At 63.7% G+C, this 11,852-nt stretch carries 7 protein-coding genes and 1 pseudogene; 4 read left to right on the forward strand and 4 right to left on the reverse strand.

Going from position 1 to position 11,852, the window contains the following annotated elements; translation table 11 throughout:
- Window positions 1-222 precede the first annotated feature (222 nt).
- The 4 genes from AC1D3C_RS17950 to bglB all read right to left on the reverse strand — a co-directional run bounded on the left by AC1D3C_RS17950 (window position 223) and on the right by bglB (window position 6,016).
- Window positions 223-1,491, reverse strand: coding sequence for an ABC transporter substrate-binding protein (locus tag AC1D3C_RS17950; protein WP_038540246.1), 1,269 nt, complete (start codon window positions 1,489-1,491; stop codon window positions 223-225).
- Window positions 1,492-1,584: 93 nt separating this feature from the next.
- A complete protein-coding gene (locus tag AC1D3C_RS17955; RefSeq protein WP_477483829.1) occupies window positions 1,585-4,071 on the reverse strand; it encodes a hypothetical protein in 2,487 nt (828 codons plus the stop codon).
- 11 nt (window positions 4,072-4,082) lie between these two features.
- Entirely contained in the window at window positions 4,083-4,919 is an 837-nt protein-coding gene (gene kduI / locus AC1D3C_RS17960; protein ID WP_080719115.1) for a 5-dehydro-4-deoxy-D-glucuronate isomerase, read from the reverse strand.
- Entirely contained in the window at window positions 4,916-6,016 is a 1,101-nt protein-coding gene (gene bglB / locus AC1D3C_RS17965; RefSeq protein WP_477483830.1) for a beta-galactosidase BglB, read from the reverse strand. The genes kduI and bglB overlap by 4 nt, the downstream gene beginning before the upstream one ends.
- Window positions 6,017-6,162: 146 nt before the next feature.
- Between bglB and AC1D3C_RS17970 the strand changes: the two genes are divergently transcribed.
- The 4 genes and pseudogenes from AC1D3C_RS17970 (at window position 6,163) to ptsP (ending at window position 11,850) form a co-directional block, all read left to right on the forward strand.
- Window positions 6,163-7,212, forward strand: coding sequence for a LacI family DNA-binding transcriptional regulator (locus AC1D3C_RS17970; RefSeq protein ID WP_247038960.1), 1,050 nt, complete (start codon window positions 6,163-6,165; stop codon window positions 7,210-7,212).
- Window positions 7,213-7,354: 142 nt separating this feature from the next.
- Window positions 7,355-7,864, forward strand: a pseudogene (locus AC1D3C_RS17975) (SH3 domain-containing protein); the annotation flags it as partial.
- Between the two features lie 362 nt (window positions 7,865-8,226).
- A complete protein-coding gene (locus tag AC1D3C_RS17980) occupies window positions 8,227-9,501 on the forward strand; it encodes an aspartate kinase (RefSeq protein ID WP_038540258.1) in 1,275 nt (424 codons plus the stop codon).
- An 81-nt stretch (window positions 9,502-9,582) separates the two neighbouring features.
- Entirely contained in the window at window positions 9,583-11,850 is a 2,268-nt protein-coding gene (gene ptsP / locus AC1D3C_RS17985) for a phosphoenolpyruvate--protein phosphotransferase (RefSeq protein ID WP_247038969.1), read from the forward strand.
- Window positions 11,851-11,852: the final 2 nt, after the last annotated feature.

Genomic DNA, 11,852 nt, shown 5'->3' on the forward strand with positions numbered 1-11,852 from the left:
GGCAGGGCAGAGGGGGGTGTCGCATAGGCACCTCATAGATCCTCGCACCCGCTGCACCGCTGCCACCCCCCTCTGTCACCTTCGGTGACATCTCCCCCTCAAGGGGGGAGATCAGAGGGAGCTTGCCGCGCCGCCTCGTATCCTCATGCCGAATTTCTCTCCCCGGTGCGGGGAGAGAAGAATGTCCCGCCCGACGGGCGGAGCAATTTCGCCAATTGGGCATCAAAGGCCGCTGTCCTTGACCTTCTGGGCGATATCGGCGTCGATGCGCGTAAAGGCGTCGTCGAGCTTCAGTTCGCCGGCAAGGGTCTGACCGACGCGGGTGACGATCGCGGCATAGACCGTGTCGGACCAGCGCCAGCCGGGCAGCTTCAGGGCTGTGTCGGACGTGGTCTTGGATGCCTCGACATATTTGGTCAGGGCCGCCTTGGCGAAGGCGTTGTCGGTCTTGAAGTCAAGGCCGCCCTTGTCGACGACGCCCTTGTGGCCGGGCAGGAACAGGGTGCGCTCGGAGAATTCCTTGACGATCTTCTCCTGGGCGAACCAGTCCATGACGGCTGCGACGTCCTTCGGGTTCTTCGTGTATTTCACGGCGACGAGCGCCGCGCCGCCGGGCATGCCGGTGCAGGCTGCCGGGCCGCAGGGGCTGCCGGTGGCGACCCAGTCGAAGCTGTTGCCAATCTTGGTGGCGAGGTTGGCCACCTGCCAGGAACCGGAATAATAGAAGGCGAGCTGACCGTTGATGAAGTCCTCGGCCGCGGCGCGGTAGGTCGAGCCGCCGGCGGAGACCCAGACGTCCTTGGCAAAGGAGCCTTCGGCGACCCAACCGACGAACTTGGTCAGGAAATCCTTGGCGCCCTTGTCGAGCGGGGCCGGCTTGCCGTCCGGGCCGACATAGTTGGCGCCGTAGGACAGCAGCGGAGCGGTGAGGCGGTGGCCGGAGCGGTCGATCGCCATGGCGAACGGAAGCTTCTGGCTATCCTTGACCTTCTTGGAAGCTGCGGCCCATTCTTCCCAGGTGGCCTTCGGGCCCGGCATCGGAACGCCGGCCTGATCGAACAGGGTCTTGTTGGCAAAACCACCGGTCAGGGTGATCTGCGTCATGAAGCCGGAGATCTGCTTGGAACCGTCTGGACGCATCCAGTCGGCCTGGGCGCCGAAATTATCGTCCCAGTACTTGGCGTCCTTGACCAGCGGGCGCAGGTCGAGCCAATGCCTGGAAAGGTCCTTGATCGCCGTGACGCGGGCAATGTCCGGGCCGTTGCCGGCTTCGAGCTGCACGGGCAGCTGGTCCTTGATGACGCTGTAGGCAACGTTGTCGAGCGTGACGTTGATGCCCGGGTTTTCCTTCATGAAGCGGCCGACGAGGTCCTTCATGACGTCGCCTTCGACGCCGTCCGAATACCACATGATCCGCACGTCGCCGGCATGTGCTGCCGTCGACATGAGAAGGGCGAGCGCTGCGCCCGCCAGAAGCGATTTGGTTTTCATGCTCATTTCCTCCTCTGAATGGACGGGGCCTCCTCCCGTCCGGTTTCCTTAAGGCGCACATCTGTGCGCCTTAACCTGAAAATCCTTTTTATATCATGCGGGGCGCAGCATCGTCGCTTCGCCCTTTACGGTGTAATCCGCCCGCGCGATCACGCGGCCTTCGGCCTCCACGGAGCCGTCCTTCCTGAAGCGGACGGTACCATATTCCGGGTCCTCGACAACGATAGTGCCGTCGGATTCCTGTCTCGGGGCGAGCCCGCTGAAGCGGTACTCGACGGCCGTCAGATTGTCCGCCTCGCAGACGCGGACGATCCAGCGGGTCTTCTGGCCGTGCTGGCGCAGTTCAGCCCCTGCCGACGGACCGTCGGTCACGACCTCCAGCTTCGAGGGCGCGCGCAGCATGACGGCACCCTTGCCGGAGCGGGCAAGCGCCACGCCGCCGGAAACATGGGTTTCGTCGAACTCGGCCTTCGGGAACCAGGCATGGGTGAAATCCGGCTGCTCCTCGTAGGTGGTGAATTCGAGGACGGCGAGGCCACGATACTGCTGGGCACGCGGGATGGTACCGCAGCCGCCCCAATAGGATGGGCGGCCGTAGCCGAACTGGATGGTTTCGCCCGGATGGTTGATCCAGATCGCAGCTTCCGGCTTGTCGCCGAGACGCAGGTGCAGGATGGTTTCCTGGTAACCCCATTCGTCCCAGCGGTAATGCACCGTCGAGCCCATGGCGAAATGCTCGCCCTTGTAGTGATAGAGCGCGGCAAACGAGTTTTCGCCTTGGGCGAAACGCCATTCCTGGTGCTGGCTGCCGCGGTGATCGGCGATCGCGGCAAATTCGGCGGGGATTTCGAGACCGTGGTCGCGCAGGCAGACGGCCATCTGCGGCAGGCAGTGGACGCGGCGGCCATACCAACCCGTGCCCCAGAGCAGACGGGCGACGCCGGAGAGCTCCAGCGAGCGGCCGGCGCAGAGCGTGTGCTCGTAGGAGCGGCCCTGCGCCGCGGTGACCATGCCGTGATGGGCCGAGCGGGCGATGATTTCGCAGAGGCGGACGATGCCGGCCTTGGCGCGGTCGGCGATATCCTTGTCGGGCGACAAGGCAGCCAGCGCGGTCAGGCCCTTGAGGTCGATCGGGAAGTAGGGGGCCGAGTTGAACTCGGCCATTTCCCAATGTTCGAAATGGTCGAGCCAGGCGCGGACACGGGCGGCACCGACCTTCGCCTGCTCCGAACCTTTGCGGCCGGAGCGGGCGAAGGTGGCGTCTGGGAGGAGACTGCCGCCGAGATAGGCTGAAGTGTGGAAGAGCAGCGCGTGGTTTTCGGAGAAATACCACTGCACGTCGTTGCCCGGCTCATCCATCCAGTAACGGTAGTTGAGGATGGCGCCGTCGATGCGCGCGCGGGTCTTTTCGTTGATGTCCTTGCCCCAGACGGTGCGCGACCAGATGAGCGGCACCAGCGAGAAGTCGGCGCAGTCGTGGCAGTCTTCGATCGAAGGCAGGATTTCCTCGATCATCGCGTCCGTATCGGGCCCGGAGCGGCCGCTCGCGAGGCGGGCGAAGGCACGCACCGTATCCCGTTCGGAATGTTCCGAAATCTGCGTCAGGGTCTCGGTGATACGATCGCTCAGCGATGCAGGAGCCTGGCCCTGGCTTTCGGCATGGCAGATCTCGACGCCGAGCGAACGGGAGACGACAAAGCCATCGGCGTTCAGCGTGATGCGGAAATGGCGGAAATCGGCGGGCGCCTTTTCGGACGGGCCGACATTGAGGCTGGTGGCGCCGGCAGGAAGGGTGAAGTCGAAATCGAAACGCTCGCGCGACATGAAGTCGCCTTCGACCGCGACATTGACCTTTACCTCGACCGGCAGGGGCTCGGAGAGAAGCAGGGTGATATCGCCGCCGAAATAATGCTGGCGGTCGAAATACATGGTGTCGAGGGCCTGTTCGAGGCTTGCGGCGACGGCGCTTGCGACCGGGACGGGCAGGGCGACGCTGGCAGCCGGGCCGGAGAGATAGTCGAACTGGTAGAAATAGCGGGCGTCGCGTTCGGCGAGGTCGTCGAAGAACAACGTGATCTCGTTGAGGCCGGCGACCAGCGGCAGCTCGAATTCCTGCTTGGCTTCGAGATTGCGGCTATAGGGCGCCATCCAGCCGGCTTCCGTGCCGTTGACCCAGATGACGGCGCCGCCGCAGGTGCCGAGGCGGATCCTTGCCGTGCCGGCGGTTTCCGCGTCGATATAGGTGCGGGTCCAGCTGGCGAGCCGGGTCGGGCGGAACCAGAAGCCGGAAAGATCGAGCCGCGGTGAACCGAAAGGCAGCCACCAGCGCGTGGCGTCGAAGGCGCCGCGGACATCCGGGCGCTTGCCGCGATAGGTCTCGGCAAAGATGGTGCGGCAGGGATATTCGTGCGGAATGAAGTTCTTGACCTTGGTCAGGAAGAAGAACGGGTCCATCTCGCCCTTCATCGGGGCGTCGGGCACGTCGAACCGTTCCTCGGTGATGCGGCCGAGCTGCCAGTACCGGACGGCTTCGCCCGGCTTCAAGGTTTTCCGCATCCAGTTTGCTTCGGGATTCATCATCGGTTCCGCACTTATCTAAGTTCGCTGAGAGCCACGGGGGCCACGTCATTATATTCCTGGTTCTCGCCGGTCATGCCCCAGACGAAGGCATAAGGCCCGGTGCCGGCACCCATATGGATCGACCAGGCGGGCGAAAGCACCGCATCGAGGTTCTTGACCACGAGGTGGCGCGTCTCTTCCGGGCGGCCCATCAGGTGGATGACCCGCTCCTCTTCAGGCAGGTCGAAATAGCAATAGGCTTCCATCCGGCGCTCGTGCAGATGCGGCGGCATGGTGTTCCAGACGCTGCCCTCGGCCAGGTCGGTGATGCCCAGCAGAAGCAGGCAGGACGGCGTGACTTCCGGATGGATGTACATGCGCAGGTTCCGCAGATTGGCGCGTTTGGGATCGCCAAACGTCAGCATCTTCGATTCCGCCCGCTTGATCAGGCGGTGCGGAATGTCGGCACCGGCGGGAACGGAGTTCATGTAGAACCGGGCCGGTTTGTCGGCGGAAGCGCTGGCAACCGAAATCTCCTGGGCGCCGCGGCCGACATAAAGCACGTCGCGGTTTTCCAGGGTGAAGCTCTTGCCGTCGACCGAGACGACGCCGGTGCCGCCGAGATTGGCGATGCCCATTTCACGGGCCGACAGCAGGAAGGGCGTGCCGATCTCTTCGCCCGAACCGAAGCTCAGGGTGGACGATGTCGGAACCGCGCCGCCGAGGATCAGCCGGTCGACATGGGTATAGGTGAAGCTGACCTTGTTCGCCTGGAACAGGTCTTCCATCAGGAACTCGGCGCGCAGACGCGCGGTGTCGTAGGTCTTGATGTCGTTGGGGCCGGCCCCGTAGAGAACCTTCATCGTCATGCCGCCTCGCTTCCCGGTTCCACATGCCGGATGGCTTCGGAGAGGCAGAGGATCGAAAGCGCCTGTCCGTAGCCGGTCGGCTGGATCGGGATATCCCGATAGAATTGCAGGTCATGGCCCATGCGCGTCCCATAGGAGACGTTGAGCACGGTGCCGGTTTCGTCGATATTGGCGAGCACGGCTTCAACGGCCTTGAGGCCGGCCACGCGCCATTCATGGGTGCCGAGGCCAAGGCGGTAACCCTTGAGCAGTCCGTAACCGAAACCTGCGGTCGCCGAAATTTCCTCGTAGGACGACGGATCGTCGAGCAGGGTGCGCCAGGCACCGGAGGCAGCCTGCAGCGGCAGCAGCGCGTTGACCTGCGCCGTCAGCACGCCGAGCAGGAAATCCTTTACCGGCTTCGAAACCTCGGCGAGGTCGAAGAGGTCGAGCATGCCGGCGGTGATCCAGGCATTGCCGCGCGCCCAGCGGGCTTCCGCAAAATTATGGCGGCCCTGGAACGTCCAGCCGTGGAACCAGAGGCCGGTCTTGGTATCGGCGAGGTAACGGGAATGGACGAGGAACTGCTTTGACGCCTCGTCGACCAGTTCGCGGCGGCCGCTTGCCTCGCCATAAGAGGCGAGGAACAGGGCGACCATATAAAGCGTGTCGTCCCAGAGTTCGTCGTCATTGACCTTGTCGGAGACGTGATGTTCGAAGGCGCCTTCCTCGGTGCGGCCCATCTCGCTCATGACGCGGTCCGCCCAGGTGTCGAGAACCGGCTGCCAGCGCGGGTCGCGGGTTTCGCGCCAGAGCACGGACAGGCCGAGCATCGGTGCCGTGGTGTTGACGTTGAGCGTCGGAAGACCCGCTTCGATGCGGGACGCATACCAGTTCTCGATCAGCGCCTTCAGGTCGTCGCGGCCGGTGAACAGCCAGAGACGGATCAGGCCGTAAAGACCGACGCCCTGCGGCCATTCCCAGCTGTCGAAAGAGATATAGTCGCCGGCGGTCCCGTCGAGATTGGGTTCGTGGAAACGACCGTCGTCGCGAAGCCCGGTTATGCCGGCCACGAGGCGATCAAGCTTTTCACGGATGTCCCGGGCTGAAAGGCCCATGTCTCAATTCCTCCCTTTGCTGCAGCTCTTGCCGCGCAGCATTTCACTCCGCTTCTCCCGAGCGATGCCCTCATGAAAACATTTGAAAATTGATTGCGCAATCTGAAAATTTTTTGCAGTGTGCGCATCTGTGATGGGAGGATGTGATGGCAGCGACGATCGTGCCGGGCAAGCGCGGCAAGAAAAGCCGGCGGGTGCGGCTGGAGGATATCGCGGAAAAGGTGGGCGTGTCGCTCAGCACCGTCTCGCGGGCATTGGCCGGCGAGAAGGGGGTGCGCGCGGATATTCGCCAGCGAATCATGGAGGCGGCGAAGGACGCCAATTACGCGATGCCGACGCCGGTGGCCGGCAAGAAGGTCATCCTGGCAGCTTCGAGCGCGGCGATGATCGACTATGTGCGCAACCAGTTCACGCTCTATGTGCTGGAAGGGTTGCGGGACCGCGCCCAGGCGCTCGGGCTCGACATCGTCACCCGCGCCGTCGCTGATCAGTCGGAGGAAAAGGTGGTGCTGGAGGAGGCGCGGGTCGATCCGGACGTCGCGGGGCTGCTGTTCCTGACCGTCGACGACGAGGGCATGCTCGACGCCACCCGCAGTTTCGCCAAGCCGGTCGTGCTGATCAACGGCGACGATCCGATGATGCGGCTGTCGAGCGTGACGCCCTGCAATCGCTCGGCGGCGCATCTGGCGACGGATTATCTGATCCGGCTCGGGCACAAGCGCATCCTGTTCCTGATGCGTCCCGGGCGGCGGACGATCGACCGGCGCCGCGAAGGCTGGCAGGATGCCTTCCAGCAGCACGGATTGCCGTGTCCCCCGGATCTCGTCGTGCCGGTCGACGACTGGCTGCCCGAGCTTGCCGCCCAGGCGGTGAGCGACCGGCTGCGGAAAAACGGGCTCGATTTTTCCGCAGTGCTGACGGCGGGCGACAGTCTCGCGGTCGGCGCGATGATGGGCGTGCAGCAGGTGGGTTATACCGTGCCGGGCGACGTTTCGGTGATGGGCATGGACGACCTGCCGCAGGCGGCCTTCCTCAATCCGCCGCTGACCACGGTGCATGTACCGATGCGCGAGCTCGGCGCCGTGGCGCTCGATCTTTTGAGGGACGGCATGACGGGATTTGCAAACCCGGCGCGGCGGGTGGAGCTCGCCTGTTACATCGCCGAGCGGCAATCGACCGGGCCGGCCAGAGGTTAACGCTTGCCAAACGGCGTATTCATGCGCCATTCAGCGGCTTGCTGGAACAATGCGGCTGTTTCGAACATTGATCTGTCGGCGAAATCCCTCCGGCAGATGTCAGCCCGGTTCGAACGCCATTTGGTTTCTCAGGAGGAAGCCCGTGAAGAAAATACTGATGTCCGTCGCGGCACTTTGCGCCCTGTTCGCGGCGCCGTCGATTGCGGATGCGGCCGTGCGCGGGGTTGCCACCGCCGATGTCAACATGCGGTCAGGGCCAAGCACCGGCTATCCGGCCGTCGACGTCATTCCGGCCGGTGCGGCGGTAACGATCTACGGCTGCATGAGCAGCGTCAACTGGTGCGACGTCGCCTTCGTCGGCGGACGCGGCTGGGTGTCGGGCAACTACGTGCAGGCGACCTATCGTTCCAACCGCGTCTATGTCGCCCCCGACTATTACGAGGGCCTCGGCATTCCGATGGTCACGTTCGACGTCGGCAACTATTGGGGCCGCTACTATCGCAACCGCGACTTCTACCGCGATCGCGACCGCTGGGACCGCTACGACTGGAGACGCGAATCGCGTCTTGCGCCGCCGCCGCCCCCGCCGCCGCGCTGGGATCGTGACGGAGCCCCACGCTGGGACCGTGATCGCAGCTGGAGCCCCGGCGACGCGCAGCCGCCTCGTCCGCCAGTCTGGCAGAGATATCCCGACCGTTTCTTCAGAGATAGGGATTGACTGCAACCGGCCCCTCTGCGGTTCGGCCGTGACGATGACCGGCAACCCGAACCGCTGATCCCGCCGAAAAATTCAAGGAGGCCGCCTATGGGTGGCCTTTTTGCGCTCGGCATTAAGGCAAGCTCATGCGGAAGCGTACCGCTCGGCCATGTTCTGACCATTGCGCCTTTTCAGCCTTTTCGATAAGAGACCCCGCAACTTGATGATCCTGTCATAAACGCCGGGATTTCGAGGCGGTTTGAAAGCAGGCGCCCAAGGCTCCCGATCCTTGAGGCGAAACAGTGGTTTTGGTCGGTATGGCTCGCATCGTCATGAAGTTCGGCGGCACTTCGGTCGCCAATCTCGAACGCATTCACAACGTCGCGCGCCATGTGAAACGTGAGGTTGAGGCCGGGCACGAGGTCGCGGTCGTCGTCTCCGCCATGTCCGGCAAGACCAACGAGCTGGTTGGCTGGGTCCAGGACATGCCGAAGGTCTCCGGTGCCAACTCGCCTTTTTACGACGCGCGCGAATATGACGCTGTCGTTGCATCCGGCGAGCAGGTGACATCCGGCATTCTGGCGATCGCCCTGCAGTCGATGGGCATCAACGCCCGGTCCTGGCAGGGCTGGCAGATCCCGATCCGCACCGACAGCGCCCATGGGGCAGCGCGGATCATGGAGATCGACGGGTCCGAGATCGTCAAGCGGATGGGCGAGGGCCAGGTGGCCGTCGTCGCCGGTTTCCAGGGGCTCGGCCCCGACAACCGGATCGCCACGCTCGGCCGCGGCGGTTCCGACACGTCGGCAGTGGCAATCGCGGCCGCGGTCAAGGCCGACCGCTGCGACATCTATACGGATGTCGACGGGGTCTACACGACCGACCCGCGTATCGTGCCTCAGGCACGGCGCATGAAGAAGGTCTCCTTCGAAGAAATGCTCGAAATGGCCTCGCTCGGCTCGAAGGTTCTGCAGGTGCGCTCGGTCGAGCTCGCCATGGTATTCAAGGTACGTACCTTCGTGCGTTCCTCATTCGATGATCCAGATGCTCCGGGGATGGGTGATTTCGACAATCCGCCCGGAACGCTGATTTGTGCAGAGGAAGAAATCGTGGAACAGGAAGTCGTCACCGGCATCGCCTATGCCAAGGATGAAGCGCAGATTTCGCTCCGGCGCCTTGCCGACCGGCCGGGCGTATCGGCGGCGATCTTCGGCCCGCTCGCCGAGGCTCATATCAATGTCGACATGATCGTGCAGAACACGTCGGAAGACGGTTCGCGCACGGACATGACCTTCACGGTGCCTTCCGGCGACGTGCAGAAGGCCATGAAGGTACTCGACGACAACAAGGAAAAGATTGGCTTCGACGTCGTCCAGACCGAATCAGGCCTGGCGAAAGTGTCGGTCATCGGCATCGGCATGCGCAGCCATGCGGGCGTCGCCGCGCATGCTTTCAAGGCACTTGCCGAAAAATCCATCAACATCAAGGCCATCACCACCTCGGAAATCAAGATTTCGATCCTGATCGACGGTGCTTATTCGGAACTCGCTGTTCGGACTTTGCATTCCGCTTACGGTCTCGATAAGAGTTGAGAATGAACCGTTTGGACGCGCCGGCAGTGGCGGGCGCCGTCCTGCGGTTGGGGTGACCTCGTTTCGGGAGAGCATATGCCGATGAGAGACCTGTCGGCAGGTCCGCGCGTTCTGTTGAGGCGGCTACGCGAGTTGATGGCGGAGCCGCTCGAGCCACAGGAGCGCCTTGACCGGATCGTTCGCCAGATCGCCAGCAACATGGTGGCCGAGGTCTGCTCGGTCTATGTGCTCCGCTCCGACGGCGTTCTCGAACTTTATGCGACCGAAGGCCTCAACAAGGAAGCGGTCCACACCTCGCAGCTGAAGATGGGCCAGGGTCTTGTCGGCACGATCGCCGCGTCCGCCCAGCCGCTCAACCTTTCCGACGCGCAGGCGCATCCGGCGTTCCGCTACCTTCCGGAAACCGGCGAAGAAATCTACCATTCCTTCCTCGGCGTGCCGATCCTGCGGGCCGGCCGCACCCTTGGCGTTCTCGTCGTCCAGAACAAGGCCAGCCGCAACTATCGTGAGGACGAGGTCGAGGCGCTCGAAACCACGGCGATGGTGATCGCCGAGATGATCGCCACCGGCGAACTCAAGAAGATCACCAGGCCGGGCCTCGAGCTCGACCTCACCCGCGCCATCACGATCGACGCCGACGCCTATAACGAAGGCATCGGCCTTGGCCACGTGGTGCTGCACGAGCCGCGCATCGTCGTTACCAATCTTCTCAACGAGGACGCGGAGAAGGAAGTCACGCGGCTGGCGGAAGCGCTCGGCTCCTTGCGCATCTCCATCGACGATATGCTGTCGCGCCGCGAAGTCTCCCAGGAAGGCGAGCATCGCGAGGTGCTCGAAACCTACCGGATGTTTGCCCACGACCAGGGCTGGGTCCGCCGCATGGAAGAGGCGATCCACAACGGGCTGACGGCGGAAGCGGCGGTCGAGAAGGTCCAGAGCGATACCAAGGCGCGGATGATGCGCCTGACCGATTCTTATCTGCGCGAGCGGATGCATGATTTCGACGATCTGGCCAACCGGCTTCTGCGCCAGCTGACGGGTTTTTCCGGCCGCGCCTTCGACGAAGGTTTCCCGGTGGACGCGATCATTCTCGCTCGCGCCATGGGGGCGGCCGAACTGCTCGACTATCCCCGTGCCAGCCTGCGCGGCCTCGTGCTGGAAGACGGAGCGGTGACCAGCCATGTGGTGATCGTCGCACGCGCCATGGGCATTCCGGTCGTCGGCCAGGCGGCAGGCGTCGTGGCGCTTGCCGAAAACGGCGATCCGATCATCATCGACGGCGACGACGGCCAGATTCATCTGCGGCCGGTTCTCGACCTGCAGAAGGCCTATGAGGAAAAGGTACGCCTGCGGGCCCGCCGGCAGGAGCAGTTCAGAGCGCTGAGGGACGTCGAGCCGGTCACCAAGGACGGCAAGCGCATCAGCCTGCAGATGAACGCCGGCCTGCTTGTCGATCTGCCGCAGCTTGCCGAGTCCGGCGCCGACGGCATCGGCCTGTTCCGCACCGAGCTGCAGTTCATGATCGCCTCGACCATGCCGAAGCTCGAGGAGCAGGAGAGTTTCTATCGCAACGTCATCAAGCAGGCGGCCGGGCGGCCGGTGACGTTCCGGACCCTCGATATCGGCGGCGACAAGGTCGTCTCCTATTTCCGCGCCCAGGAAGAGGAAAACCCGGCGCTCGGCTGGCGGGCGATCCGCCTGTCGCTGGACCGGCCCGGACTTCTGCGCACCCAGCTTCGGGCGTTGCTCAGGGCTTCCGCCGGCGCCGAGCTCAAGATGATGTTGCCGATGGTGACCGAGGTCTCGGAAATCCACGCGGTGCGAGAACTGATGCAGAAGGAAGTGCAGCATCTTTCGAAGTTTGGCCACAGCCTGCCGCGCAAGCTGCAGTTCGGGGCGATGCTCGAAGTGCCGGCGCTGATGTGGCAGCTCGACGAACTGATGGCGGAAGTGGACTTCGTCTCGGTCGGCTCCAACGACCTGTTCCAGTTCACCATGGCAGCCGACCGCGGCAATGCCCGGGTTTCCGATCGTTTCGACAATCTCGGCAAGCCGTTCCTGCGCATTCTGCGCGATATCGCGCGGGCTGGCGAGCGTAACAAGACGGTGGTGACGCTGTGCGGCGAGATGGCGGGCAAGCCGCTCTCGGCCATGGCTCTGCTGGGCATCGGTTTCCGCTCGGTTTCCATGTCCCCGACCTCGATCGGACCGGTCAAGGCGATGCTGCTCGGGCTTGACATCGACAAGTTGTCCGCTGAATTGAACGCGGCACTCGACGATATAAGGTCGCCGGAGCCGATCCGCGCGCTGCTTCTGCGGTTCGCCGAGGCCAACAATATCCCCGTCTAGCG

The sequence above is a fragment of the Neorhizobium sp. P1_A6 genome (assembly GCF_056406795.1).